28 protein-coding genes and 1 riboswitch are annotated in these 24,366 nt (G+C 73.5%); of the genes, 12 read left to right on the top strand and 16 right to left on the bottom strand.

Features of this window, described 5'->3' with window-relative positions:
• Positions 1-313: 313 nt before the first annotated feature.
• From AB0873_RS12925 to AB0873_RS12915, 3 genes are all read right to left on the bottom strand, one after another.
• Entirely contained in the window at positions 314-1,693 is a 1,380-nt protein-coding gene (locus AB0873_RS12925; protein ID WP_366599839.1) for a glycine--tRNA ligase, read from the bottom strand.
• A gap of 113 nt (positions 1,694-1,806) precedes the next feature.
• A complete protein-coding gene (locus tag AB0873_RS12920) occupies positions 1,807-2,385 on the bottom strand; it encodes a hypothetical protein (protein WP_366599837.1) in 579 nt (192 codons plus the stop codon).
• Positions 2,386-2,409: 24 nt separating this feature from the next.
• Entirely contained in the window at positions 2,410-2,751 is a 342-nt protein-coding gene (locus AB0873_RS12915) for an antibiotic biosynthesis monooxygenase (protein ID WP_155330759.1), read from the bottom strand.
• Positions 2,752-2,778: 27 nt separating this feature from the next.
• Here AB0873_RS12915 and AB0873_RS12910 point away from each other — a divergent pair, with 27 nt between their 5' ends.
• From AB0873_RS12910 to AB0873_RS12880, 7 genes are all read left to right on the top strand, one after another.
• Positions 2,779-3,036, top strand: a complete 258-nt coding sequence (locus tag AB0873_RS12910) for a hypothetical protein (RefSeq protein WP_155330758.1) — start codon at positions 2,779-2,781, stop codon at positions 3,034-3,036.
• 55 nt (positions 3,037-3,091) lie between these two features.
• Positions 3,092-4,081 carry a metal ABC transporter substrate-binding protein gene (locus AB0873_RS12905; protein WP_366599836.1) on the top strand — a complete coding sequence of 330 codons (990 nt, stop codon included), beginning with the start codon at positions 3,092-3,094 and terminating at the stop codon, positions 4,079-4,081.
• A complete protein-coding gene (locus AB0873_RS12900) occupies positions 4,078-4,839 on the top strand; it encodes a metal ABC transporter ATP-binding protein (RefSeq protein ID WP_366599835.1) in 762 nt (253 codons plus the stop codon). The genes AB0873_RS12905 and AB0873_RS12900 overlap by 4 nt, the downstream gene beginning before the upstream one ends.
• Before the next feature lie 2 nt (positions 4,840-4,841).
• The gene (locus AB0873_RS12895; protein ID WP_366599834.1) at positions 4,842-5,711 is read left to right on the top strand and encodes a metal ABC transporter permease; all 870 of its coding nucleotides are present in this window, start codon (positions 4,842-4,844) and stop codon (positions 5,709-5,711) included.
• Positions 5,712-5,748: 37 nt separating this feature from the next.
• On the top strand, positions 5,749-6,075 hold the full coding sequence (locus tag AB0873_RS12890; protein ID WP_155330754.1) for a metalloregulator ArsR/SmtB family transcription factor: 327 nt from the start codon (positions 5,749-5,751) through the stop codon (positions 6,073-6,075).
• 105 nt (positions 6,076-6,180) lie between these two features.
• On the top strand, positions 6,181-6,948 hold the full coding sequence (locus AB0873_RS12885; RefSeq protein ID WP_366599831.1) for a hypothetical protein: 768 nt from the start codon (positions 6,181-6,183) through the stop codon (positions 6,946-6,948).
• 9 nt (positions 6,949-6,957) lie between these two features.
• Entirely contained in the window at positions 6,958-7,125 is a 168-nt protein-coding gene (locus tag AB0873_RS12880; protein ID WP_196255853.1) for a hypothetical protein, read from the top strand.
• Positions 7,126-7,306: 181 nt separating this feature from the next.
• Here the strand turns inward: AB0873_RS12880 and AB0873_RS12875 are convergent, their stop codons facing one another.
• From AB0873_RS12875 to AB0873_RS12850, 6 genes are all read right to left on the bottom strand, one after another.
• Positions 7,307-9,310, bottom strand: coding sequence for an acyl-CoA dehydrogenase family protein (locus AB0873_RS12875; RefSeq protein WP_366599829.1), 2,004 nt, complete (start codon positions 9,308-9,310; stop codon positions 7,307-7,309).
• 119 nt (positions 9,311-9,429) lie between these two features.
• The gene (locus AB0873_RS12870) at positions 9,430-9,924 is read right to left on the bottom strand and encodes a DUF6328 family protein (protein ID WP_155330751.1); all 495 of its coding nucleotides are present in this window, start codon (positions 9,922-9,924) and stop codon (positions 9,430-9,432) included.
• Positions 9,925-10,090: 166 nt separating this feature from the next.
• Positions 10,091-10,840 carry a sugar isomerase domain-containing protein gene (locus AB0873_RS12865; protein ID WP_155330750.1) on the bottom strand — a complete coding sequence of 250 codons (750 nt, stop codon included), beginning with the start codon at positions 10,838-10,840 and terminating at the stop codon, positions 10,091-10,093.
• Between the two features lie 79 nt (positions 10,841-10,919).
• Positions 10,920-11,744, bottom strand: a complete 825-nt coding sequence (locus AB0873_RS12860) for an alpha/beta hydrolase (protein ID WP_366599827.1) — start codon at positions 11,742-11,744, stop codon at positions 10,920-10,922.
• 27 nt (positions 11,745-11,771) lie between these two features.
• Positions 11,772-12,548 (bottom strand): TIGR03943 family protein, encoded by a 777-nt coding sequence (locus AB0873_RS12855; protein WP_366599826.1) that lies wholly within the window; start codon positions 12,546-12,548, stop codon positions 11,772-11,774.
• Entirely contained in the window at positions 12,545-13,498 is a 954-nt protein-coding gene (locus tag AB0873_RS12850) for a permease (RefSeq protein WP_155334085.1), read from the bottom strand. Before AB0873_RS12850 ends, AB0873_RS12855 begins: the two co-directional genes overlap by 4 nt.
• Before the next feature lie 288 nt (positions 13,499-13,786).
• Positions 13,787-13,892: riboswitch (TPP riboswitch) on the top strand.
• A 72-nt stretch (positions 13,893-13,964) separates the two neighbouring features.
• Between AB0873_RS12850 and AB0873_RS12845 the strand changes: the two genes are divergently transcribed.
• The 3 genes from AB0873_RS12845 (at position 13,965) to AB0873_RS12835 (ending at position 16,893) form a co-directional block, all read left to right on the top strand.
• Positions 13,965-14,555 (top strand): ECF transporter S component, encoded by a 591-nt coding sequence (locus tag AB0873_RS12845; protein WP_366599825.1) that lies wholly within the window; start codon positions 13,965-13,967, stop codon positions 14,553-14,555.
• 110 nt (positions 14,556-14,665) lie between these two features.
• The gene (locus AB0873_RS12840) at positions 14,666-16,096 is read left to right on the top strand and encodes an ABC transporter ATP-binding protein (protein WP_366599824.1); all 1,431 of its coding nucleotides are present in this window, start codon (positions 14,666-14,668) and stop codon (positions 16,094-16,096) included.
• Positions 16,093-16,893 carry an energy-coupling factor transporter transmembrane component T gene (locus AB0873_RS12835; protein WP_366599823.1) on the top strand — a complete coding sequence of 267 codons (801 nt, stop codon included), beginning with the start codon at positions 16,093-16,095 and terminating at the stop codon, positions 16,891-16,893. Before AB0873_RS12840 ends, AB0873_RS12835 begins: the two co-directional genes overlap by 4 nt.
• Before the next feature lie 70 nt (positions 16,894-16,963).
• Here AB0873_RS12835 and AB0873_RS12830 read toward each other — a convergent pair whose 3' ends face one another.
• Positions 16,964-17,191 carry a hypothetical protein gene (locus AB0873_RS12830; protein WP_155330744.1) on the bottom strand — a complete coding sequence of 76 codons (228 nt, stop codon included), beginning with the start codon at positions 17,189-17,191 and terminating at the stop codon, positions 16,964-16,966.
• 442 nt (positions 17,192-17,633) lie between these two features.
• On the opposite strand from AB0873_RS12830, the gene gndA reads away from it, so the two are divergent.
• The gene (gene gndA, locus AB0873_RS12825; RefSeq protein ID WP_366599822.1) at positions 17,634-19,076 is read left to right on the top strand and encodes an NADP-dependent phosphogluconate dehydrogenase; all 1,443 of its coding nucleotides are present in this window, start codon (positions 17,634-17,636) and stop codon (positions 19,074-19,076) included.
• A gap of 142 nt (positions 19,077-19,218) precedes the next feature.
• Here the strand turns inward: gndA and AB0873_RS12820 are convergent, their stop codons facing one another.
• The 5 genes from AB0873_RS12820 to recO form a co-directional block, all read right to left on the bottom strand.
• On the bottom strand, positions 19,219-19,980 hold the full coding sequence (locus tag AB0873_RS12820) for a pirin-like bicupin family protein (protein ID WP_155330742.1): 762 nt from the start codon (positions 19,978-19,980) through the stop codon (positions 19,219-19,221).
• Positions 19,977-20,198 carry a thioredoxin reductase gene (locus AB0873_RS12815; RefSeq protein ID WP_366599821.1) on the bottom strand — a complete coding sequence of 74 codons (222 nt, stop codon included), beginning with the start codon at positions 20,196-20,198 and terminating at the stop codon, positions 19,977-19,979. Before AB0873_RS12815 ends, AB0873_RS12820 begins: the two co-directional genes overlap by 4 nt.
• A gap of 111 nt (positions 20,199-20,309) precedes the next feature.
• On the bottom strand, positions 20,310-20,495 hold the full coding sequence (locus AB0873_RS12810) for a hypothetical protein (RefSeq protein WP_155330740.1): 186 nt from the start codon (positions 20,493-20,495) through the stop codon (positions 20,310-20,312).
• Between the two features lie 64 nt (positions 20,496-20,559).
• Positions 20,560-21,360, bottom strand: a complete 801-nt coding sequence (locus AB0873_RS12805; RefSeq protein WP_366599819.1) for an isoprenyl transferase — start codon at positions 21,358-21,360, stop codon at positions 20,560-20,562.
• Positions 21,361-21,395: 35 nt separating this feature from the next.
• Positions 21,396-22,271 carry a DNA repair protein RecO gene (gene recO / locus AB0873_RS12800; protein WP_366599818.1) on the bottom strand — a complete coding sequence of 292 codons (876 nt, stop codon included), beginning with the start codon at positions 22,269-22,271 and terminating at the stop codon, positions 21,396-21,398.
• Between the two features lie 102 nt (positions 22,272-22,373).
• Here recO and AB0873_RS12795 point away from each other — a divergent pair, with 102 nt between their 5' ends.
• Complete coding sequence (locus tag AB0873_RS12795) at positions 22,374-23,177, top strand: DUF4097 family beta strand repeat-containing protein (protein ID WP_366599817.1); 804 nt, start codon at positions 22,374-22,376, stop codon at positions 23,175-23,177.
• On the opposite strand, the gene AB0873_RS12790 is transcribed toward AB0873_RS12795, so the two are convergent.
• On the bottom strand, positions 23,158-24,309 hold the full coding sequence (locus AB0873_RS12790) for an acyltransferase (protein ID WP_366599816.1): 1,152 nt from the start codon (positions 24,307-24,309) through the stop codon (positions 23,158-23,160). The two genes, AB0873_RS12795 and AB0873_RS12790, sit on opposite strands and share 20 nt — an antisense overlap.
• Positions 24,310-24,366: the final 57 nt, after the last annotated feature.

The following is a 24,366-nucleotide window of genomic DNA, read 5'->3' as shown; positions in this document are numbered from 1 at the left end:
AGCGTCGGCTGTCCACAGATCCGGCCGCGCGGGCAGAAAGCGGACGAGCGACAACCGCATCCTGCGATGCATGCCTGAACACCCGCCCGAACTCGTGGACGTGGCCGAGCGCCAGCAGCAGATCGTCAGGCGCTCAGCTCCTGGCCGCCGGGTTCGACGACATGTACCTGTACCGGCAGACCCGGCGCGGCCTGTGGCAGCGGGTGCTGCCGGCGACGTACGCGCTGGTCACCGGCACCCTCACCGAGCGGGTGAGCGTAAGAAGGGGCCCCTTCTTACGCCAGGCGTTAAGAAGGGGCCCTTCCTTTCCGGCTCAGCAGCCGGGGAGGTGGTCGATGAGGTAGTGCTCGATCTGGTCCAAGGGGACGCGCTCCTGGGCCATGGTGTCCCGGTTCCGCACGGTCACGGCGTTGTCGTCGAGCGTGTCGAAGTCCACCGTCACGCAGAACGGGGTGCCGATCTCGTCCTGGCGGCGGTACCGGCGGCCGATGGCCTGCGAGTCGTCGAACTCCACCACCCAGCGCTTACGCAGGTCGGCAGCGAGCTGCCGAGCCTTGGGCGACAGCGCCTCGTTGCGGGACAGCGGCAGGACGGCGACCTTGACCGGGGCCAGGCGCGGGTCGAAGCGCATCACCGTGCGCTTGTCCACGCCGCCCTTGGTGTTGGGCGCCTCGTCCTCGTCGTACGCCTCCAGCAGGAACGCCAGCACCGCGCGGGTGAGGCCGGCGGCCGGCTCGATGACGTACGGGATCCAGCGCTCCTGCTTGGTCTGGTCGAAGTAGGACAGGTCGACGCCGGAGTGCTTGCTGTGCGTGGACAGGTCGAAGTCGGTGCGGTTGGCGATGCCCTCCAGCTCGGCGAACTCGGTGCCGCCGAACTGGAACCGGTACTCGATGTCGACCGTGCGCTTCGAGTAGTGGGAGAGCTTCTCCTTCGGGTGCTCGTAGAAGCGCAGGTTGGTCTCGGACAGGCCGAGGTCGATGTACCAGTTCCAGCGCTCCCGCAGCCAGTACTCGTGCCACCCCTCGTCGGTGCCCGGCTCGACGAAGAACTCCATCTCCATCTGCTCGAACTCGCGGGTACGGAAGATGAAGTTGCCCGGCGTGATCTCGTTGCGGAACGACTTACCGGTCTGGGCGATGCCGAACGGCGGCTTCTTGCGGGCCACCGTCTCGACGTTTTTGTAGTTGACGAAGATGCCCTGCGCGGTCTCCGGACGCAGGTAGTGCAGGCCCTCGTCGCTCTCCACCGGGCCCAGGAACGTCTTCATCAGGCCGTTGAACATCTTCGGCTCGGTGAAGGTGCCCTTGTTGCCGCAGTTGGGGCAGTTCAGTTCGGCCAGCGACGCCGGCGGGTTGCCGTGCTTCGCCTCGTACGCCTCCTCGAGGTGGTCCGCACGGAACCGCTTGTGGCAGAACTGGCACTCGGTCAGCGGGTCGACGAAGGCGTCCAGGTGGCCGGAGGCGGCCCAGACGTCCCGGGCCAGGATGACCGCGGAGTCGAGGCCCACGACGTCGTCCCGCTGCTGGACCATGGTCTTCCACCACTGCCGTCGGACGTTCTCCTTCAGCTCCACGCCGAGCGGACCGTAGTCCCACGCCGAGCGGGTGCCCCCGTAGATCTCACTGGAGGGGAAGACGAAGCCCCGGCGCTTGGCGAGGCTGACAACGGCGTCGATACGGTCGGCTGGCATGTTTCCTCCTACGCCGGCTGGCGGTCGGCGGGGACAGGGTGGGATGTGACGGGCAGTTCGGGACAACGGTACGACCAGGGACGTCCCGAGCCCAGGAGAATACCGGGGGCGGGTCAGTTGACCCCGCACACCTCCAGCTCGCCGGTCTGCCGGTCCTGTTCGAGGTTCACCTGCTGGCGGTCGCGGTCGCCGCCGGTGTAGGTCACGTCGACGGGCACGGTCAGCGTGTTCGGGTCGACGTCGCCGACGCGGAAGGACGCGACCTGCGGCTCGTCGGACACGCGCCGCTCGAACTCCCGGCGCGACTCCCGCCGCTGCGCCGCGTCGCACAGCTGGTCGTAGGCGGCGCCGTACCGGCGTTCCGCCAGGGCCCGGTAGTAGTCGGCGGAGACCGCCCGCCCCTGCTCGTCGATCGCCTGCACTCCGGTCACGGCGAGCCCGATCACCGCCGCGCCCCCGCCGCCGCAGCACAGCAGCAGGGCGAGCGCGCCGGCGCCGAGCCCCAGCCAGAGCCGGGTGTTGCGGCCCTCGGTGGGCGGTGCGGCGAACGGCGGCGCGACACCGGGGCCGGCCGGCGGGGTGGGGACCCCCGGGTGCGCCGGCGGGCCGGGCACGGCCGGCGGGTGCGCGCCGCCCTCCTGGCCGGGCACCGAAGGGTACGGCGAGGAGGCAGCCGGTCCGGGAGCGGTCATGAGATCAATGTAGTGGTTTCCGGCTCACCGGTAAGGACCGGCGGACCTATCGCTCGCCGCCACGACCACCTCACCGCCGGGCGCGGCGGTGGCGAGCGCCTCGTACGCGGACGGCTCGTCCACCGATTCGGCGAGCAGCGGGATCGCGGTGACCTTGACGTCGAAGTCGCCGAGCGCACGCCGGTAGGTGCCGACCGACTCCCACTCCGTCAGCAGGCACCAGTGCCGCGGGTCGTCCAGGGCGCGTACCAACTGGCCGCGCAGGTACCCGGGCCGGGCGGCGAGCGCGGCGAGCGCGGCGTGCGCCCGGGCGGTGAAGTCGTCGGCGACATCGACCTCGACCACGAACCGGTTGGTCACCAGCACCGGGTTCCTCCTCGTAGAGTCTGTGGGATGCAGCGTACGCAGAGCGGGTTGCCGGCCCGGTTGGCCCGGGCGAACCCGACGACGGTGTTCCTGGTCACCCTGGTTCTGGTGCTGGTCGCGTTCTTCACCCCGGGCGTGGTCGGCGGGCTGCTCACGCTGGCGCTCGCGGCGGGCGTCGCCGCGCTGCTGGTCACCACCTGGGCGGTGCAGACGCCGCCGACCCGGGTGATCCGGCTGCTGGTGCTGACGCTGCTGGTGACGGCGGGCCTGGTGAAGCTGCTCTGAACATGCACTCATGCGTTTTTGACAATCATTATCGTTGTCGCGGACAGTTGACGTCATGAACATCCGCTCCGCTCCGCGCACCCTCGCCGCCGCCGCGACCGCCCTGCTGGCCCTCGGCGGCGTCGCCGCCTGCTCCGACGACCAGGCCGGCGCCGACCCGCAGCGGGTGGACGTGGTGGCGGCGTTCTACCCGTTGCAGTTCCTGGCGGAGCGGATCGGCGGCGACGCCGTCACGGTGAGCAACCTGGTGAAGCCGGGCGCCGAGCCGCACGACGCTGAGCTCAACCCGGGCCAGGTCGGCGAGGTCGCACAGGCGGAGCTGGTCGTCTACCTCAAGGGCTTCCAGCCCGCCGTCGACGAGGCCGTCGAGCAGAACGCCGGGGACAAGGCCCTCGACGTCGCCACGGTGCAGCCGCTGCTCGACGCCGCCGCCGGTGGGCACGACCACGAGCACGAGGGCGAGGAAGCCGGGCACGCCGAGGAGTCGGGCGCGGCCGAGGAGCCGGGCCACGAGGAGGAGACCGGCGGCAAGGACCCGCACCTCTGGCTCGACCCGACCCGCCTGGCCACCGTCGGCGACCGGCTCGCCGAGCGGCTCGGCGCGGCCGACCCGGACCGCGCCGGCGACTACACGGCGCGGGCGAAGGCCCTCCGGACCGAGCTGGAGAAGCTCGACGCGGAGTTCACCACCGGCCTGAAGACCTGCCAGCGACGCGAGATCGTCGTCAGCCACACCGCCTTCGGCTACCTCGCCGAGCGCTACCAGCTGGAGCAGATCGGCGTCAGCGGGCTGAGCCCGGAGGACGAGCCGTCGCCGCAGCGGCTCGCCGAGGTCGCCGAGGAGGCGCGGGAGCACAAGGCCACCACGATCTTCTTCGAGACGCTGGTCAGCCCGAAGGTCGCCGAGACCATCGCCGGTGAGGTCGGCGCGAAGACCGCGGTGCTGGATCCGCTGGAGGGGCTGTCCGGCGACGACGGCGGCGACTACCTTTCGGTGATGCGCACCAACCTGGCCACCCTGCGGACGGCGTTGAACTGCTCGTGACGTCCCCTGTCATCACCGTCACGCACGGGGTGGTCGGCTACGACGGCCGCCCCGTGCTCCGTGACGTCTCGCTGGCCGTGACCGCCGGCGAGGTGGTCGCCGTGCTCGGCGCCAACGGCTCCGGCAAGTCCACCCTCATCCGCGCCGCGCTCGGGCTGGTCCCGCTCAGCTCGGGATCCGTCACCCTCTTCGACCACCCGTTGCGGCGGTTCCGGCAGTGGCACCGCATCGGGTACGTCCCCCAACGCCTCGGCGCCGGTAGTGGCGTCCCGGCCACGGTCCGCGAGGTGGTGGCCTCCGGTCGGCTGGCCCGCCGGGGCGTCCTGCGCCCGCCGGGACGCACCGACCGGGAGGCCGTCGAGGCGGCGCTGGCCTCCGTCGGTCTCGCCGACCGGGCCGGTGACCCGGTGTCCACCCTCTCCGGCGGGCAGCAGCAGCGCACCCTGATCGCCCGTGCCCTGGCCGGCAGGCCGGAGCTGCTGGTCCTCGACGAGCCGACCGCCGGAGTGGACGCGGCGAGCCAGGAGGCGTTCGCCGGCGCACTCAAGGACTTCGTGGCCGGTGGCGGCACCGTGCTGCTGGTCGCGCACGAGCTGGGGCCGCTGCGGCCGCTGATCTCCCGGGCGGTCGTCGTCCACGCCGGTGGGATCGCCCACGACGGCGCCGTCCCGGAGCCGGCCGGGCACCACGCCGACCCCGACCACGACCACGTGCACCCGCACGGTCCCGACGAGCCCGCCGGGCTCTGGAGCAGCTGAGCATGGAACTCTTCCAGTACCCGTACATGCAGCGTGCCCTCATCGGCGCGCTGGTCATCGGCCTGGCCGCCCCGGCGCTCGGCATCTACCTGGTGCAGCGGCGGCTGGCGCTGATCGGTGACGGGGTCGGGCACGTGGCGCTGACCGGTGTCGGCGCCGGGCTGCTGCTCAACCAGTCCCCGGTGCTCGTGGCGGTGATCGTGGCGACTCTCGGCGCGATCACCATCGAGCTGGTCCGGGCGCGCGGTCGCACCTCCGGGGACCTGGCGCTCGCGCTGCTCTTCTACGGCGGCATCGCCGGCGGCGTGATGCTCGTCGGGCTCTCCGACAACACCCGGGCGCTCAACGCGTACCTCTTCGGGTCGCTGACCACCATCTCCCCCGCTGACCTGACCACCATCACCGTGCTCGGCGCGGCGATCCTGGTCACCATGCTGGCGTTGCGCCCGGCGCTGTTCGCCGTCTGCCATGACGAGGAGTACGCCCGCGTCTCCGGCCTGCCCGTCCGTACCCTCAACCTCCTCCTCGCCGTCGCCACCGCGGTCACCGTGACGATCGCCATGCGCGCGGTCGGCGTGTTGCTGATCAGCGCGCTGATGGTGGTGCCGGTGGCCGCCGCCCAGCAGGTCACCCGGGGCTTCCGCGGCACGCTGGCGGCGGCGATGGCACTCGGTCTCTTCGCCGCCGGCTCGGGCGTCTACGTGGCGGCCAACGCCGACACGGCCCCCGGCGCGTCCGTGGTGCTGATGGCGATCGCGTCGTTCGCGGTGGTCGCGCTCGGCGGCGCGGTCTGGCGGGCGCTACGGCGCCGCGCCACCCCGGTCGCCGAAACCGCCACCGAGCCGCACGAGGTCGTGCTGCACCGGTCCTGACCAGCCGGATGCGGATGGCATTGGTTACCGTTGCAGGGTGAGCAGCGGGTCAGGCTACGACGCCTTCGAGGATGCCAGCGAGCTGCTGCGCGCGCTCTCCGCGCCGATCCGGCTGGCCATCGTCAGCGAGCTCGCCGACGGCGAGCGGTGCGTGCACGAGCTGGTCGACAAGCTCGGCGCCCCGCAACCCCTGGTCTCCCAGCACCTGCGGATCCTGCGTGGCGCGGGCGTGGTGCGCGGCTCCCGGCGCGGCCGGGAGATCGCGTACGCCCTGGTCGACGAGCACGTCGCCCACATCGTGGCGGACGCGGTGAGCCACGCCGGTGAGGGCACCGCCACCGCCACACCCGCCGCCCGCCCCTGAGGTGCAAGGAAGGGCCCCTTGTTAACGCCTGGCGTTGTATAAGGGTCCCTTCCTAACACGCCGCACGGGGTGCCCCGGGCGCGTCGCCGTGGCACGCTGTCCGGCGTGAAGATCTACGCCGATCGCTTCCCGACCGCCGCCCGTCAGTTGCTCACCGACCTCCTCGTCGTCGCCTGGGTGTACGCGTCGGTGCGCGGCGCGCTGTGGCTGCACGACCTGGTGCAGAAGCTCGCCGTACCCGGACAGAAGCTGGAGGGCGCCGGCGGTGGCCTGGCCGACAACCTGGCCGAGGCCGGCGGCAAGGTCGGCCGGCTCCCGCTGGTCGGCGACGAGCTGACCGCGCCGTTCGAGCGGGCCGCCGGGGCGGCGCGCTCTCTCGCCGAGGCCGGGCGGGACCAGCAGGAGCTGGTCGACCAGCTCGCCCTGGCCCTGGCCGTCGCCGTGCTGGTCTTCCCGCTCGGCCTGGTGCTCCTCGGCTGGCTGCCGCTGCGGGTGCGGTGGATGCGCCGCGCCGGTGCCGCCGCGAAGCTGGCCGCCGCGCCGCCGGCCGGGACCTGCTCGCCCTGCGGGCCCTGGCCACCCAGCCGCTGGGCCAGCTGGCCCGCATCACCCCCGACGTGGCCGAGGCGTGGCGGCGCGGCGACGACGACGCGGTCGAGGCGCTGGCCGCCCTGGAGCTGCGCGCCCTGGGCCTACGCGGCCGCTGAGTCCCGCCGCGCCCGGCCCCACGCCGACCGGACGTCGACCTGGCGGCTGTCGGCGGCGGTGTGCTGCCCGAGCATGACTCGTACCGCCCCGGCCCGACCCTGCGGTCCGCCGGCCCGAGCGGCGCGGCTTCGTGCCCGGCGTCCGACACCGGCCGGAGGCCGTTAAGGTCGTCGGGTGTTCTACTTCCTGATTGTCGTCGCCGTGCTGTTGCTCGGCTACGCCGCGTTCCTGGTCCGGTTCGTCCGGCAGGGGCGCCGGATCCCGCCGGCGGCGTACCTCGGGCTGGCCGTGCTGAACGGCCTGATCCTGGCGGCGGTGCTGGCCTGGGCCATCGCCCGCTGACCGCCGGACGCGGCCGGGCGGCCGGGCGGCCGGGCGGCCCGACGGCCCGACGGCCCGACCATGATCGACACGAGATCCTGCATATCGCGGTGTCCGGGTGACTGGGATACCGCGATACGCAGGATGTCGAGTGGATCGAGCTAGCGAGGGCGGTTCAGCGAGCTCCCTGCCGCGGCTCGCGTCACTCCGGGCGGGGAATGCGCCGGCGGGCGTCGGTGGCCGTCGACGGGCCGGGCGACCAGCGGGCGACCCACGGCAGGTCGGCCGACGGCGTGAGGACGCCGTCCTCCAGAGCGGCGTAGCGACCGGCGAGGATCCGCTTGGCTGCCGCCGTGTCGACCGAGTCCGTGTTGTCCCAGAGGGCCGTGAAGAGCGCGTCCACCCGGACCCGGGCCTGACGGCAGAAGAGGTCGGCCAACTCGACGTTCTCCGGCCGGGTGTCCCGCTCGGCCGCCGCGCGGACGCAGACCGCCGACATCGCGAACAGCTCCGCCCCGATGTCCACTACCCGGCCGAGGAACGCCTGCTTGCGCTCCATCTTTCCCTGCCACCGGGACATCGCGTAGAACGTCGACCGGGCCAGCTTGCGGGAGAACCGCTCCACCTGGCGCAGGTGGCCGGCGAGCGGGCCGAACTCGCCGTACGCCCCGGGAGCCTGCCCGCGACCGACCGCGAGGGTCGGCAGCCACTTCGCGTAGAAGACACCGGCCCTCGCGCCGGCGCGCGCCTTGCGGCCGAGACCGGCGTCCGGGTCGATGATGTCGCCGGCCACGGACAGGTGCGCGTCGACCGCCTCGCGGGCGATCAGCAGATGCATGATCTCGGTGGAGCCCTCGAAGATGCGGTTGATCCGCAGGTCACGCAGGATCTGCTCGACCGCGGCCGGGCGTTCGCCCCGGGCGGCGAGGGACTCGGCCGTCTCGTACCCGCGCCCACCCCGGATCTGGATCAGCTCGTCGGCGATCCGCCAGGCCATCTCGCTCGCGTAGAGCTTGACCAGCGCCGCCTCGATCCGGATGTCGTTGCGGTCGTCGTCGGCGAGCAGGCAGCACAGGTCCAGCATGGTCTCCATGCCGTACGTGGTCGCCGCGATGAAGGAGAGCTTCTGCGCGACGGCCTCGTGCTCGCCGACCGGCCGGCCCCACTGGATCCGGTCGGCCGCCCACTCCCGGGCCACGTTGAGCGCCCACTTCCCGGCGCCGACGCACATCGCGGGCAGCGAGAGCCGCCCGGTGTTGAGCGTGGTCAGGGCGATCTTCAGGCCCTTGCCCTCGCCGCCGATCACGTTCTCCTTCGGCACGAACACGTCGTGGAAGCGGGTGAGGCTGTTCTCCAGGCCGCGCAGCCCGAGGAACGCGTTGCGCCGCTCGACGGTGATGCCCTCGGAGTCGCCCTCGACGACGAACGCGGTGATCCCGCCCCGCCGCCCCTCGCCGGCCGGCACGCGGGCCATCACCACGAGCAGGGTGGCCACGGTGCCGTTGGTGGCCCAGAGCTTGACGCCGTTGAGCTTGTACCCGCTGCCGTCCGGCGTCGGCTCGGCCGTGGTCGCCAGGCGGGCCGGGTCGCTCCCGACGTCCGGCTCGGTGAGCAGGAACGCGGAGACCTCCCCCGCGGCGAGCCGGGGCAGGAAGCGCTGCTTCTGCTCGGCGGTGCCGAACATCTTGAGCGGCTGGGGCACACCGATGGACTGGTGCGCGGAGAGCAGCGCGCCGATCGCCGGGCTGACCGAGCCGGCGAGCATCAGGGCCCGGCAGTAGTGCAGGTTGCTCAGCCCGAGCCCGCCGTACGACCGGTCGATCTTCATGCCGAACGCGCCGAGCCGGGCCAGCCCCTGGAACACCTCGTCGGGGATGACCGCGTCCCGCTCGATGGCGGCACCGTCCACGTCGGAGGCGAGGTACTTCCGGAGCCGGCCGAGGAACTCGTCGGCCCGCGCCACGTCGTCGGGAGCCGACTGCGGCCAGGGGTTGATGAGGTCGAGCCGGAGCCGGCCCAGGAAGAGTTCCTTGCCGAAGCTCGGGCGGTCCCAGGAGGATTCCCGGGCGGCCTCGGCGACCTGGCGGGCCTCCTTCTCGGAGACCTGGCCGGCCTCGGTGGGCAGCGGACCGGCCGCGCCGGCGGTGGCGGGCTGCTCGGGGCCCGTGCCGTCGGGTGCGGACCGGTTGTTCTGCGTCGTGGTCACGGCTGCCTCCTCGAACCTCGGTCCGGATGCGTCGACGTGCTCGACATCTGCCACGCTACCCCCGGGTGTTACCCAGGGGTAGCGCTCAATGAAGATCGATTTGTCGGCGTCGTCGCCGGTCAGTACGACGTGGGGCTGTCCTCGTCGTCGTCCAGGTCGTCCTCGCCCCAGTTGCGGCGGGCGAACGGAAGGATCATCCAGTAGGTGAGGAACCAGACCGCGGTGAGCGCGCTGAGCACGAAGGCGACCGTCCGGTCGAGCACGAAGTCGGTGATCAGCAGGACGGCAGTGACCATCGAGACCAGCATGAGCGCGAGACCGCCGCTCGCCATCCGGTGGGCGAAGCGGACCAGCTCCGGCTTGCGCCCCTGCCGGAACAACGCCCGATGAAAGGCCACCGGGGAGATGATCAGGGCGGTGGCGCCGGCCGCGGCCAGCAGCGCGACGATGTAGACGTCCTTCTGGAAGGCGGTCGTCCGCTCGAACCCGGCGCTGAACGGCAGGGTGAGCAGGAAGGCGAAGAGGATCTGCACACCCGTCTGCGCGACCCGCAACTCCTGCAGCAGGTCGGCGAAGTTGCGCTGCCAGCGCTGCTTCTCGGTCTCCTTGGTCACGCGCTACCTCCGATGCGGACGTACTGCCGGCGGCGGCCCGTCCGACGGCAGGAACGCTTGTGCCCCACCGCGCGTTGCGCGAAACCGGTTCACGACACCGCCCGGCGTTGTTAACAGGGGCCCCTTTCCCTACCGGAGGCGTTAACAGGGGGCCCTTCCTTACCGCTCAGGCGCCGCGGCGGATGCGGCCGGTGTAGCGGGCCTCCAGGGCGTCGTTGTGCGCGTCACCGCCGGCGATGTTCGCCGACAGGTAGACCGGGGGCCGTTCCCCCGCGGCGAGCAGCCGGGCCACCACCTCGACCGTGACCTGCTGGGCCAGCAGCGCCGCCGTGATCGACGAGACCGCGCCGATCGCGCCGCCCCCGGGCAGCGGCAGGGTGGCGTCGCCGTACGGGGCGCCGTTGTCCAGCACCACGTCGGCGAAGTCGGCGAGCTTGCGCCCCGAGGGGTGCCGCGACTCCATCCGGCCGGAGTGCTCGGCCGAGGTGATGGCGATCAGCCCGTGCCCCTTGTCGCGGACCAGCGCGGCAAACTCGACCATCGCCCCGTTCACGCCCGAGTTGGACGCGAGCACGAAGACGTCCGGCGGCCGGATCGGCGCGAGGTCGTACAGGCGGTGCGCCACCGACGGGTCCCGCTCGAGGCGTGGCCCGAGCACGTCCGGCGACGCGCCGCCGACCAGGACGAGGTCGCGCAGGGCGATCCGGTTGGTGGGCACCAGCCCGCCGGCCCGCCCGGCGATCTCCATGGCGAGGGCCTCCGAGTGGCCGGTGCCGAACGCGTGCACCACGCCGTCCGCCCGCAGGGCCTCGGCGATCAGGTCGGCGGCCCTTGCCACCGCCTCCCGCTGGCTCGCCGCCACCCGGCGCATCGTCTCGGTGACCACCGCCAGGTACTCCTCGGCGGTCGGCGCCACGTCCGCTCCGTGCAATTCGGTCCCCCTCACTCAGGCGGTCGGTGACCCCGCAGCCGCCGCGAGGCTCGCCGACAGTCTGTCAGCCCCGGATCCGGGCCAGGATCGCCTCGGCGAGCGGCGCGGGCGCCTCGTCGGGGATCCAGTGGCTCACCCCGGCCAGCTCCGCGAACCGGTAGTCGCCGGTCACGTGCGCCGCGCAGGCCTCGGCCGCCGTCCGGCCGATCGCGGCGTCGCGGTCGCTCCAGACGTACGTGGTCGGCACCCGCACCGGGCCGACGGCCGCCAGGTCGTCCCGGGACATGGCCCGGTACCAGTTCAGCGCGCCGGTGAGCGCGCCGGGGGCGAGCATCGGCTCCGCGTACGCGGCCACCCGGTCGGCGGCGCCGACGCCGGACAGCATCCGGCGCAGCCCGGTCGCGTTCAAAGCCAGCAGCGCCTTCTCCGCCGCGCCGGCCTGCCGGAACAGCAGCATGTACGCCGAGCGGGCCTGCTGCTGCGGGTCGGCGGTGAGCGCGTGCGCCATCGCGGCGGGGTGCGGCACGGAGACGGCGGTCAGCGTGCGTACCCGGTCGGGGTGGCCGGCGGCCAGGCCCCAGCCGACGACGGCTCCCCAGTCGTGGCCGACGACGTGCGCCGCGTCGACGCCCAGCGCGTCGAGCACGGCGGCGGCGTCGGCGACCAGCTCCGCCAGCCGGTACGCCCCGACGGTCTCCGGCCGCGCACCGGGCGAGTATCCCCGCTGGTCGAGCGCGTAGGTGCGCAGCCCGGCGGCGTGCAGGGCCGGCACCACGTCGTCCCACTCACCGCCGTGCTGCGGGAAGCCGTGCAGCAGGAGAACGGGGGGACCGTCCTGCGGGCCGCCGGCGCGTACGTCGAAGGTGAATCCCCGGGCGTCGATGCGCATGATCGGCAGCGTACCCGGACCGGCAGGTCACTCGTACGGCTGCTTGGGGGCGGGCACCTGCCGCCACGACTCCACGTCGACGTAGGGGATCTCGGCGTCGTTCACCGGGTCCCGCCCGATCCGGTCGCTGTAGCGGCCGGTCACCTCCACCCAGGTGTCGTCGGCGAGGCCGGCGGGAGCGTTGCCGGTCATGCCCAGCTTGATCGGGCGGCCGTCGGCGGCGCAGCAGGAGAGGACCATCCGCGCGAGGATCGGCTGCCCGTCCGGGCCGGCGGCGATGAAGCCGGTGACCTGGACCCGCCGGTCCCCGATGGAGGCGCCCTTGTCGAACAGCGCCCGGGAGGCGTAGTCGAGCACGCTCACCGGCACCGGGTCGCCGGCCGGCAGCGGCGGGTAGTCGGACGGCTGCTGCTGGCTGGACAGGGCGGTGCCGGCCTGGCCGGCCGCGTACGAGCCGAGGGCCGGCGGGGCGACGAGCAGCAGGCCGAGCACCGGCAGGATAAGCAGCCAGCCGACCCGCGGCTCGTGGTGGCCGTGGCCGTGGTCGTCGTGGCCGTCGTGGTCGTCGTCGTGCCGGCGGGCGTCCGGCTGAGCCGGTCCGTCCCCGGTGGTCGCGGCGCGGGGGGCGGGGCGCAGCTCGTACCAGAGGGTCATGACGGCGGCGGCGACCAGCAGCACCCCGGCGGCGATCAGGAAGGGACGCAGCCCTTCCTTGACGTAGTTCAGGTAGAGGTCGGTGAAGCAGGCGCGGATCACCGCGCCGCCGAGCAGCAGCAGGACCACCGCCTGCGCCTGGCGGTTCACAGCAGCACCGCCCCGGCGCCCACGGCGACCGCCACCGCCACCGCGAAGGTGGCCGGCGCGAACCGCAGCGCGAACCGGCGGCCGAACACCCCGGCCTGCATCGAGATGAGCTTGAGATCCACCATCGGACCCACCACCAGGAACACCAGCCGGGACGTGAGCGAGAACTGCGAGAGTGAGGCCGCGACGAAGGCGTCCGCCTCCGAGCAGATGGAGAGCAGCACGGCGAGCACCGCCAGCGCCAGCACCGACAGCACCGCGTTGTCGGCGAGGGTCTGCAGCCACCGCTCGGGCACCAGCACGTTGATGCTGGCGGCGGCCATGGCGCCGAGGACGAGGAAGCCGCCGGCGTGCGTCACGTCGTGCCGTACCGCCGCCCAGAACGCCCGGCCCCGGGAGGCGTCGTCCAGGTCGGGCCGGCGCGGCAGCCGGATCCAGTCGGCCCGGCCGAGGCGCAGCCACAGCCAACCCATCACCATCGCCACGACCAGGCTGGCCAGCCCACGGGCGAGGACCATCTCCGGGTTGTTCGGGAAGGCGACCGCGGTGGCGGTGAGCACGATCGGGTTGATGGCCGGCGCGGCGAGCAGGAACGCCAGCGCGGCGGCCGGGGTGACGCCCCGCCGGATCAGCGACCCGGCGATCGGCACCGAGCCGCATTCGCAGCCCGGCAGCACCACACCGGCCGCGCTGGCCACCGGCACCGCGGCGGCGGGGTGCTTCGGCAGGGCCCGGGCCCAGAACGACCGGGGTACGAACACCGCGATCACCGCGGAGAGCAGCACCCCGAACACCAGGAACGGCACCGCCTGCACCATCACCGAGACGAACACCGTCGTCCAGGTCTGGATCCGGGGCGCGGCCAGGGCGCCGGCGAGCTGCTCCCGGAAGATGATCAGCAGCACCAGCAGGGCGGCGAGGACCTCGACCGACCCGATCCGGTCCCCCAGCCACCGTCGGGGCCGGTCGCCGCCGGCCGGCGCCGGCTCCTTCGGTGGTACGTCCGGCGCGGCCGGGCCGACCGTGGCGGTCGCGGTGGCGCCGTCGGGCGCGGCGGGCGTCTCCGGTGTCACGTGCTCTTCCCTCTGCCGGGTGGCGGACCGGCGGGCCTGAGACTACCGGCCGGAGCGGGCCCGGTCGATGGACTCCGCGAGAAGAGCTGGCATTCCCGCGCTGACCTGCACGGAGATCACTTTGCCGGATGATCTTCAGGGGTGTTAGCGTCGGTGGGACAACTTCACATCCGACAGGGGAGCGCACAGCGCTGAGAGTGCGGGCGGGGCCCGCAGACCCTCGAACCTGATCTGGGTAATGCCAGCGCAGGGAGTTCGGTCGACCTCCAGCCGCGCCGCCGTCCGGGCACACCGGGCGCGGCGTGCGTCTTCTCCTGGTTCGCATCGAGAACTGGGAGCACTCATGACCCACCCCACCACCACCCGGTGGCGCACCGTCGACATCGTGGTCGCCTCGGTGATCGCCGTCGCCTTCGGCGTCATCTTCTGGGCCTGGAACTTCGTCTGGGCCGCCACCGAGGGCGCCTTCGCCTTCTTCCCGCCGGCGCAGTCGGTCATCTACGGCATCTGGCTGCTCCCCGGTGTGCTGGGGGGCCTCGTGATCCGCCGGCCGGGGGCGGCCTTCTACTGCGAGTTCCTGGCGGCGTTCATCTCGGTGCTGCTCGGCAGCCAGTGGGGCACCGTGGCGATCCTGCAGGGGGCGTTCCAGGGAGTCGGCGCCGAACTGGGCTTCGCCGCGTTCCGGTACCGCTCGTTCCGGCTGCCCGCCGCTCTGCTCTCCGGCACCCTCGCCGGCCTGGCGGCGGCGATCTTCGATCAGGTCCGGTACTACGCCGCCCTCGACCTGTGGAGCGCCCGGGTGCCGATCTTCGTGGTCACCGTCCTCAGCGCCACCGTCGTCGCGGGTGCCGGCGCCTGGGCGCTCACCCGCGCCCTGGCGGGCACGGGTGCCCTGGACCGGTTCCCCGCCGGCCGCGAACGCGCCACCATCTGACCCCTCCGCCACGTTGATCAAGAGGTTTGCGTCAACAAACGGCGGCATTCCTGACGCAAACCTCCTGATCAACAAGACGTGGCCGCTGGGTGCGGGGAGGGGGTGAATTGGTGGGCGCCGTGATGCTGCGGGGGTTCGGGTGGCGGCACGCCGGGCGGAGACGGTGGGCGCTGCGCGGGGTCGACCTGCGGGTGGAGCACGGGGAACGGGTCCTCCTGCTCGGGCCTTCCGGCGCCGGGAAGAGCACCCTGCTCGCGGCGCTGGCCGGGCTGCTGCCCGACGACTCCGGGGAGCAGGAGGGCACCGTCGAGATCGACGGGCTCGACCCGCGCAAGGCACGGGAGCGGGTCGGCATCGTCTTCCAGGACCCGGAATCCCAACTCGTGATGTCCCGCTCCGGCGACGACGTCGCGTTCGGGCTGGAGAACCGCGGCGTGCCCGCCGACGAGATCTGGCACCGCGTCGACGAGGCGCTGCGCCGGGTCGGCTTCCCGTACGACCGGAACCGACCCACCGCCGCCCTGTCCGGCGGCGAGCAGCAGCGCCTCGCCCTGGCCGGGGTGCTCGCCCTGCGGCCGGGCCTGTTGCTACTCGACGAGCCCACCGCCAACCTGGACCCGGCCGGGGCGACCCTGGTCCGCGACGCGGTCACCCGGGCGCTGGACGCCGACACCACCCTGCTCCTCGTCGAGCACCGGGTCGCCGAGTCGCTGCCGCTGGTCGACCGCGTGGTCGTGCTCGAAGCGGGCGGCGGCGTCCGGGCCGACGGCACCCCGGAGGCGGTCTTCGCCGCGCACGGCGACGCGCTCGCCGCCGAGGGGGTGTGGGTTCCCGGCCGCCCGGTGCCGCCCCGCCGCGCCACCGGGCCTGCCGGCGACGTGCTGCTCGCCGCCGAACGGCTCGGCCTGCCGCCCCGGCTGGGCGCCGTCGACCTGGCCGTACGCGCCGGCGAGGCGCTCGCCGTGCTCGGTCCCAACGGCGCCGGGAAGTCCACCCTGGCACTGGTGCTCGGCGGCCTGCTCAAGCCCGGCACCGGTCGGCTCGCCGCCACCGCGGCGCTGGTCGGCGACGACACCCGTCCTGCCCCGCACCGCTGGCGCGCGCCGGCGCTGGCCCGCCGGATCGGCTCGGTGTTCCAGGACCCGGAGCACCAGTTCGTCACCAGTACCGTCTTCGACGAGCTGGCGCTGGGCCCGCGCCGCACCGGCCGGCCCGAGCCGGAGGTGCGTTCCACGGTGGACGCTCTGCTCGACCGGTTGCGGCTGACCACGCTGGCCCGCGCCAACCCGTACACGCTCTCCGGTGGTGAGGCGCGGCGGCTGAGCGTGGCGACGGCCCTGGCCACGGCACCCCGCCTGGTGATCTGCGACGAACCCACCTTCGGCCAGGACCGGCGGACCTGGTCGGAGCTGGTGGACCTCTTCGCCGAGCTACGGGACGCGGGGCACGGCCTGGTCACGGTCACCCACGACGCGGAGTTCGTCGCGGCGCTGGCCGACCGCCACGTACTGCTGGAGCGCCGAGCCGGGGAGGCGCCGTGATCGGCCTCGATCCGGTCGCCCGGCCGGGCGCGCCGCTGGCCCGGCGCAACCCGGTGGCGAAGCTCGCGGCGGCGCTGGTCTTCTCGGTCGTGCTGATCGCCACCCTGGACCCGGTGGCCCCGGCCATCGCCATCGCCGTCGAACTGGCCGCGCTGCCGCTGTTCGGTGTCCGCCTGCGCGTGCTCGCCCGGCGGACGTGGCCGCTGCTGCTCGCCGCGGGCGGCATCCTGGTCACCCTGGTCCTCTTCGCCGCCGACCGCTCCGGACGGGTACTGCTCGACGCCGGACCGGTGGTGGTGACCTCGGGCGTGCTGATCACCGCCCTCGGTCTGGTGCTGCGCATGTTCGCCGTGGCGCTGCCCGGGGTGATCGTCGTCGCCACGACCGACCCGACGGACCTCGCCGACGCGCTGGTGCAGAACGCGAAAGCGCCCGCCCGGTTCGCCTACGGCGCGCTGGCCGCGTTCCGGCTGGTGCCGCTGCTCGGTCAGGAGTGGCAGATGATCAGCATGGCCCGGCGGGCCCGGGGCGTGGACGCCGGCCGCAACCCGCTCGCCCGGCTGCGTCTCTTCACCTCGACCGCGTTCACGCTGCTGGTCGGGGCGATCCGCCGGGGCACCCGACTGGCGGTGGCGATGGACGCCCGAGGGTTCGACGCCACGACCCCACGCACCGTGGCGCGGCGGCAGCACTTCGGCCCCGCCGACGCTGTGCTGATCGCCGGCGCGGCGGCGCTCGCGGGCGCCGCGCTGAGCGCCAGCATCCTCCTCGGCACGTTCCGTCCGCTGATCAGCTGACCGGGGTGGTCCGGCGGCCCTGACGATCGTGGACGGTCACCCGACGAGGTGACCGTCCACGATCAGCGGATCAGCTGCGCCGGAAGGCGTACCGGCGGACCTGGCCGGTCCGCTGGCCGCGCCCGACGCCGCCCACGCCGGTGACCGGCGGACCGGCCTTCGGCGCCGCCGGGCGGGCCGCCGGCAGGGCCGGGACCGGCGCCACCGCGACCTGGTCGAGGTTCGCCGGCGTGACGTCCGCGACCTCGGGCGCGGGACGGGTGGTGCGGGACTTCCGGGTGCTGCGCTTGGCGGGCATCCGTGCCTCCTCACTCTGCGGGCTTCCCGGCCCGTGGCCGGTGGCCCCGCTGCGTCTCGTGGCCGCCGACGGCGACCGAGCGGGTGGGGACTGCTGCCCCGGGAACGACCACGGAGGACACCACCGGCCCGACGGCGGGTGGGGAGACGCGGACGCCCGGGAGCACGCGGGTCAGGCCGCGACGGCGGCGGACCCGGCTCGGGAAAGGGGCGTCAGTTGCGCATGCCGGCAGCCTAACCCGGCCCCCCGGCCGGGCGCAGCCGAATTGTCGACGTCGGCGGGACCGCGACGGCCCCGGTCCGCGCGCAGGACGACGGCGGGAGCCGCGCCGGCGACCGGACGCGCCCGACCGGTGACACACTGTCGACGACGCAGCCCTCTCCCCTGGACGCCGCGATACGGTCGCAACGGCAGGTTGACGACGGCGGAAGGCGGCGGACGGATGACCGAACAGGCGACGGCGCAGATCGGCGTGACGGGGCTGGCGGTGATGGGCCGCAACCTGGCCCGGAACCTGGCCCGCAACGGTTTCGCCGTGGCGGTGCACAACCGCTCGCCGGAGCGCACGCGCAGCCTGGTCGCCGAGCACGGGGACGAGGGGCGGTTCCTGCCCGCCGAGTCGTTGCCCGACTTCGTCGCCGCGCTGGAACGCCCCCGGGCGGTCATCGTGATGGTCAAGGCGGGCGGGCCGACCGACGCGGTCATCGACGAACTGGTCCCGCTGCTCGACGCCGGCGACATCATCGTGGACTGCGGCAACGCGCACTTCGCCGACACCCGGCGCCGCGAGGAGGCGCTGCGCAAGCAGGGGCTGCACTTCGTGGGCACCGGCGTCTCCGGCGGCGAGGAGGGCGCGCTGCGCGGCCCGAGCATCATGCCGGGCGGCTCGGCCGAGTCGTACCGCAAGCTCGGGCCGATCTTCGAGAAGATCGCCGCGCAGGTCGACGGCGTACCGTGCTGCCGGCACATCGGGCCGGACGGCGCCGGGCACTTCGTGAAGATGGTCCACAACGGCATCGAGTACGCCGACATGCAGCTCATCGCCGAGGCGTACGACCTGCTGCGGGCGGGTCTGGACGCGGAACCGGCGGAGATCGCCGACATCTTCCGGGAGTGGAACACCGGCGAGCTGGAGTCGTTCCTCATCGAGATCACCGCCGACGTGCTCGGGCACGACGACGCGGCCACCGGGCGTGCGTTCGTCGACGTCGTGCTGGACCAGGCCGAGCAGAAGGGCACCGGCCGGTGGACCGTGCAGAGTGCCCTCGACCTGGGCATCCCGATCACCGGCATCGCCGAGGCGACGTTCGCGCGGTCGCTGTCCGGTCACGCCGGTCAGCGGGAGGCCGCGCGGCGGGCGTTCCCGGCGGCGGGCGCGACGTGGCGGGTCGACGACCGGGAGACCTTCGTCGAAGACGTACGGCGCGCGCTGCTCGCCAGCAAGATCGTCGCGTACGCACAGGGCTTCGACCAGATCCGCGCCGGCAGCCGGGAGTACGACTGGGACATCGACCTGGGCGGCACGGCGACGATCTGGCGGGGCGGCTGCATCATCCGGGCGCGTTTCCTCGACCGGATCCGGCAGGCGTACGACGACCAGTCCGACCTGCCCAGCCTGCTGGTGGCGCCGTGGTTCGCCGACACCGTGCGGGACGGGGTGCCGAGCTGGCGGCGGGTGGTCGCCGAGGCGGCCCGGGCCGGCGTGCCGGCACCGGCGTTCGCCTCGTCGCTGGCCTACTTCGACGCCCTGCGCGCCGACCGCCTGCCGGCGGCGCTGATCCAGGGCCTGCGGGACAACTTCGGCGCCCACACCTACCGCCGGGTGGACCGCGACGGCTCGTACCACACCCTCTGGGCCGGCGACCGCCGCGAGATCGAGGCCTGACCCCTTCCCGCGACCCGCACATCCGGTTGGCGGCGCGGCGCCGGAACGGCGCAGGCCCGCCGGCGCCAGCCAGGCCACCCGGCAACCTTGCCGAGCCGCTCAGGGATGGCGGAGCGGGACGGGTCGGACGGGGGCGGTGCGGTCACGCGAGCGTGGCGTGCATCTCCCAGACCAGGATCTCCGCTGGTTCCGTTGCCGTCACCCGCTGGCCTCCCGGCCCGGTCAGGCGGGCGGCGTCGCCGGTCCCCAGGAGTCCGCTGCCCTCCAGCGTCACCGCGCCGTCCGGCACGTAGAGGTGGACGAAGGGGGCGTCGGGGAGGGTCACCTCGTCGCCGGGCCGCAGGCGGGCGGCGTGCAGCGTGGCGTACCGGTTGCGGATGCGGATCGCCGAGTCGCCCGCGTACCGGTCCATGCCGGAGGCAACCGGCACCAGGCCGCCGCGCAGCAACTGGTCGTCGATCTCGAGCTGCTCGTACCCCGGGTCGACGCCCGCCTCGTCCGGCACGACCCACATCTGAACGAAGTGGACCGGGTCGGTGTGCGGATCGCGGCCGTCGAGACGCCAGGCGTCGTTCTTCTCCGAGTGCAGGATGCCCGTGCCCGCGCTCATCCGCTGCGCCAGGCCGGGGTAGATCACGCCGGAGTGGCCGGTGGAGTCCTGGTGGACCAGTGAGCCGCGCAGCACCCAGGTGACGATCTCCATGTCCTCGTGCGGATGGGTCTCGAACCCGGCGCCGGGGCGGACCACGTCGTCGTTGTTGACCAGGAGCAGCCCGTGGTGGGTGTTCGCGGGGTCGTAGTGCCGCGAGAACGAGAAGGAATGCCGGGAATCGAGCCAGGAGATCCGGGTGTGGAACCGGTCGCCGGCGCGCCGGATGTCGACCGCGGAAGCGGGCGCGGTCACCAGGCGCGCTGCCCGGTCTCGGTCGGCGCCCAGGTCAGCGCCGGCTCCCCGGTGGCCAGCTCGCCGATCTCGCCCGCGCGGACCTGCGGGACATGACCCACCTCCTGGCAGTGCTGCTCGGCGATCTCGGCGCAGATCTCCGCCACCTGCCCGCAGAGGGGCTCGCCGATGTCCGCCGCGTTCAGCGCCATGAGCATCTTGTACCGCAGCTCCCGCATCCTCCACCCCCTGTCCCGATCGTAGGCCGCCGGGAGTCCAGGCCGCCCCGGAACGCGCGACGCCGCCACCCGGCGTACGCGGGAGGCGGCGTCGTGTCGGGGCCGGCCGGGTCAGAACCAGCGGCGGCGCTTGGCCTTCGCCGGGCGGAGCATGTCGGCGCCCTTGTTGAGCAGGCGGGAGATGCCGGACGGGCCCCGCCGCGCCTCGATCGTGTGGCTGAGCTTGCGCGCGCCCGCGGCCGCCACCGGCACGGCGAGGGCCATGAACGCCCACTGGGCGATCCGCTTCTGGATCATCGTGGTTCACCTCCGTCAGTAACTGCTGACCAGAGAGATACCCGGCGCGACCGCCCGGTAAGCGTCAGGTGGTGGGTGCCACCGGATTGGGCAGCGCCCCGCCGAAGCGTCGGTCCCGCTGGGCGTACAGCTCGCAGGCGTACCAGAGGTGCCGGCGGTCGAAGTCCGGCCAGAGCGTGTCGAGGAAGACCAGCTCGGCGTAGGCGCTCTGCCAGAGCAGGAAGTTCGAGGTGCGCTGCTCACCGGAGGGACGCAGGAAGAGGTCCACGTCGGGGACCTCGGGGTGGTAGAGGTACTTCGCGATGGTCTTCTCGGTGACCTTCGCCGGGTCCAGCCGGCCGGCCGCGGCGTCCCGCGCGATCGCGGAGGCGGCGTCGGCGATCTCGGCCTGCCCGCCGTAGTTGACGCAGAACTGGAGCGTCAGCGTCGAGTTGCCCCGGGACATCTCCTCGGCGGTCTGCAACTCCGAGATGACGCTCTTCCACAGCCGGCCGGCCCGCCCCGACCAGACGACCCGGACACCGAGGTCGACGAGCTGGTCCCGGCGACGGCGGATGACGTCCCGGTTGAAGCCCATCAGGAAGCGCACCTCGTCGGGCGAGCGCCGCCAGTTCTCGGTGGAGAACGCGTAGGCCGACAGGTACGGGATGCCCAGCTCGATCGCACCCTCGATGGTGTCGAAGAGCGAGAACTCACCGGCCTCGTGCCCCTTGGTGCGGGGCAGGCCACGCTCCTTGGCCCACCGGCCGTTGCCGTCCATCACCACCGCGACGTGGCGGGGCAGCGCCTCCCGCGGCAGCGCGGGTGGGCGGACGCCGGACGGGTGCGGGGTCGGTGGCACCGGCTCCCGCCGGGTGCCCCTCATCGATCGGATCACTGCACTCTCTTTCTGCTCGCGTCCTACGCCCCCGCCGGTCCCCCGCCCGGCTCGGCGACCGGCCCGCCGGCAGGTCGCCCGGCCGGATCCGCGGCCGCCCGGGCGGCGGGCGTCGGGACCGCACCGGCCGCCGGAGCGCCCCGGTCGACCAGCGGCAGCGAGCGTAACGCGCGTTCCAGATGCCACTGCAGGTGCGCCGCGACGAGGCCGCTGCACTCCCGGCGTACGCCGGTCTCGGTGGCGTCGGCGACCCGCCAGTCGCCGCTGGTCAGCGCGGACATCAGGTCGATCGTGGCCGGCGCGGGGTGGGCGGCGCCGGGCGGCCGGCAGTCCGGGCAGACCGCGCCCCCGGCCGGCACGGAGAAGGCCCGGTGCCGCCCGGGGGTGCCGCAGACCGCACACGCGCCCAGCGCCGGCGCCCAACCGGCCAGGGCCATGCCGCGCAGCAGGTACGCGTCCAGCACCAGGGTGGTGGCGTGCTCCCCGTCGGCGAGCGCCCGCAGCGCACCGAGGGTGAGCTGGAACAGCCGCAGTGACGGCTCCCGCTCCACCGGGGTGAGCCGCTCGGCCGTCTCGCAGATCGCGCTGGCCGCGGTGTAGCGGGGGTAGTCACCGAGGAAACGCTTGCCGTACAGGTCGATGCCCTCGACCTGGCTCACCGTGTGCAGCGAGCTGCCGTGGTTGCCCTTCGGGTCGCCGGCGAGCTGGAGGTCGACGTGGCCGAACGGCTCCAGCCGCGCCCCGAACTTGCTCGTGGTGCGCCGCACCCCGCGAGCCACCGCCCGCAGCCGCCCGTGCCGGCGCGTGAGCAGGGTGATGATGCGGTCGGACTCGCCGAGCTTCTGCACACGCAGCACCACCGCGTCGTCGCGGTAGAGCTGTCGGCGGTACCCGGCCATCGGGCCATTCTCCCTCGGGGTGGGAAATCAGGGTCGGTTCGGGGTGGACGCCCGGACGGCCCCCGATGCGGCGGACCGGCCGGCGGCCGTAGCGTCCTCGGCATGGCACTGCACCGGAGCACCGTCCGCACCCGGGGCACGGCGTCCGCCGTGTCCGCGTTCGCGGCCGCCACGCTCATCGTCGTCGCCGGGTGTGACAGCCTGTCGTTCCGCCGGCTCGACTTCGACAACACCGAGGCGGTGAAGATCACCACCGTACGGGTGCTGCCCGGTGCCGGTGACGTGGTCGTACGGGCCACCGGCGCTCCCGGGTCGGTGCGGATCAAGCGGGTGGTGCGCTACCAGAGCGACCAGCCGGAGACGACGTACCGCGTCGACGGCACGGAACTGGTGCTGGACACCGACTGCGGTCCCCGGTGCAGCATCTCCTACGAGGTGACCGCCCCGCCCGGCGTCGCGGTGCAGGGCGAGACCGGCTCCGGGGACGTCGACGTGAGCCGGACCGGCGCCGTCGACGTGACGGTGGGCTCCGGCGACGTCCGGGTGGCCAACGCCGGCGGCCCGGTACGCGTCGAGACCGGCTCCGGCGACATCGAGGTGGTCGACGTGACCGCGCCGGTGCGGCTGCGGGCGTCGTCCGGCGACATCACGGCCCGCCGGCTGGGCGGCGGCGTCGACGTCGAGGCGAACTCGGGCCGGGTGACGGTCGAGCTGGCCACTCCCGCCTCGGTCCGGGCGCACGCCTCCAGCGGGGACGTCGAGCTGACCGTCCCGGCCGGCAGCTACCGGGTGCGCTCCGAGGTGGGTTCGGGCCGCGCGGAGGTGGGCGTGCCGAACGTACCGTCGGCGACGCTGGTGCTCGACGTCGCCACGGGCAGCGGGGACCTCACCGTCTCCCAGCGGTGATCTCCACCGTCTCCGGCTCCCGGATGTGCTGCCCCGGCACGACGGCGCGTCCGGCCGGCACTGCCGCACTCCCGCCGGCCGACTTGCCGGGGTGGCTCGCCGGCCGCCGTACCGGGCCGGCCGGGGCGGACCGCCGCCCGCCCGGGATCAGCTCCGGCCGGCGCCGGGCGGCCACGTCCTCCACCCACCCGACGAGCAGCGTGACGACGCCGACGAGCGCGAAGACCAGCGCGATCCGGATCGCGAGGCCGACCGGATCCTGGTGCGACCAGCCGACCACGTCCACCAGCGGGGTGAGCGCGACGACGAACGGCATGTGCCAGAGGTAGACGGTCAACGCCCGGCGGTTGAGGATGGTGACCAGCCTCCCGATCAGCGCGTTCCAGTCCACCCACGCCGCGCTCGCCGGCGCCCGGCCGAGCAGGACCAGGATGAAGCCGGCCGACCAGAGGGCGTTGCCGAGCGGGATGTCGTTGAGGTCGTAGCCGCGCGGGCCCGGGTGGGTGAGGATCCAGGCCCCGCCGGCGATCACGAGGACCGCGGCGGCCGGCCAGAGCACCCGGTTGGCGAGCCGGCGGAGCGTCCCGTCCTGGTGGGCGAACCCGAGCAGCCAGGCCCCGAAGTACAGCCCGAACTGCTGGACCGCCGCCGGCGCGTTCGGGTACACGCCCGACTCGATGGCCGCGAGCACGGCGTACGGGGCGAGGAGGGTGGGCAGCGGCGCGCGCCGGAACAGCCACAGCGCCACCGGTGAGGCGAGCACGAACCACAGGTAGTTGCGCAGGTACCAGATCGGGCTGAGCGCCACGGCGCCCCAGTCGTTGGCCGGTGGATCGGCCACCGGGACCAGCCAGAGCAGGACCTTCGGCGTCAACGGCAGCCCGGTGAGCAGCATCGCCGGTACGAAGACCACGGCGAGCACCCACAGCGACGGCAGCAGACGGCGCAGCCGGCGGCCGACCGCCGGTGGCCCGGATCGCCGCAGCGACGCCGCCATCAGCGAACCGGCGAGGGCGAACATCACCGACATCGCCGGGAAGACGAGCGTGAGCGTCGCCCAACCGGTGACGTGGTAGACGACGACTCGAACGATGGCCAGGAAGCGCAGGAGGTCCAGATATCTGTTTCGCATCAGCCTGCATCTGTGTCCGGGGCGGAGGGGGCGTACGCTCACCTACCCTCTGCCCGG

This window comes from Micromonospora sp. NPDC047707 (assembly GCF_040704235.1).
In the GTDB taxonomy this organism is placed as follows: Bacteria; Actinomycetota; Actinomycetes; order Mycobacteriales; family Micromonosporaceae; genus Micromonospora.
Note: the sequence above shows the minus strand (reverse complement) of the source record. Positions and strands in the feature narration are given on the sequence as shown.

Coding starts and splice junctions, on each gene's coding strand:
- AB0873_RS12925 (WP_366599839.1), bottom strand. CDS start 1,693: ATGCCAGCCGACCGTATCGACGCCGTTGTCAGCCTCGCCAAGCGCCGG.
- AB0873_RS12920 (WP_366599837.1), bottom strand. CDS start 2,385: ATGACCGCTCCCGGACCGGCTGCCTCCTCGCCGTACCCTTCGGTGCCC.
- AB0873_RS12910 (WP_155330758.1), top strand. CDS start 2,779: ATGCAGCGTACGCAGAGCGGGTTGCCGGCCCGGTTGGCCCGGGCGAAC.
- AB0873_RS12905 (WP_366599836.1), top strand. CDS start 3,092: ATGAACATCCGCTCCGCTCCGCGCACCCTCGCCGCCGCCGCGACCGCC.
- AB0873_RS12895 (WP_366599834.1), top strand. CDS start 4,842: ATGGAACTCTTCCAGTACCCGTACATGCAGCGTGCCCTCATCGGCGCG.
- AB0873_RS12860 (WP_366599827.1), bottom strand. CDS start 11,744: ATGCGCATCGACGCCCGGGGATTCACCTTCGACGTACGCGCCGGCGGC.
- AB0873_RS12845 (WP_366599825.1), top strand. CDS start 13,965: ATGACCCACCCCACCACCACCCGGTGGCGCACCGTCGACATCGTGGTC.
- AB0873_RS12830 (WP_155330744.1), bottom strand. CDS start 17,191: ATGCCCGCCAAGCGCAGCACCCGGAAGTCCCGCACCACCCGTCCCGCG.
- gndA (WP_366599822.1), top strand. CDS start 17,634: ATGACCGAACAGGCGACGGCGCAGATCGGCGTGACGGGGCTGGCGGTG.
- AB0873_RS12815 (WP_366599821.1), bottom strand. CDS start 20,198: ATGCGGGAGCTGCGGTACAAGATGCTCATGGCGCTGAACGCGGCGGAC.
- AB0873_RS12810 (WP_155330740.1), bottom strand. CDS start 20,495: ATGATCCAGAAGCGGATCGCCCAGTGGGCGTTCATGGCCCTCGCCGTG.
- AB0873_RS12805 (WP_366599819.1), bottom strand. CDS start 21,360: ATGAGGGGCACCCGGCGGGAGCCGGTGCCACCGACCCCGCACCCGTCC.
- recO (WP_366599818.1), bottom strand. CDS start 22,271: ATGGCCGGGTACCGCCGACAGCTCTACCGCGACGACGCGGTGGTGCTG.
- AB0873_RS12795 (WP_366599817.1), top strand. CDS start 22,374: ATGGCACTGCACCGGAGCACCGTCCGCACCCGGGGCACGGCGTCCGCC.
- AB0873_RS12790 (WP_366599816.1), bottom strand. CDS start 24,309: ATGCGAAACAGATATCTGGACCTCCTGCGCTTCCTGGCCATCGTTCGA.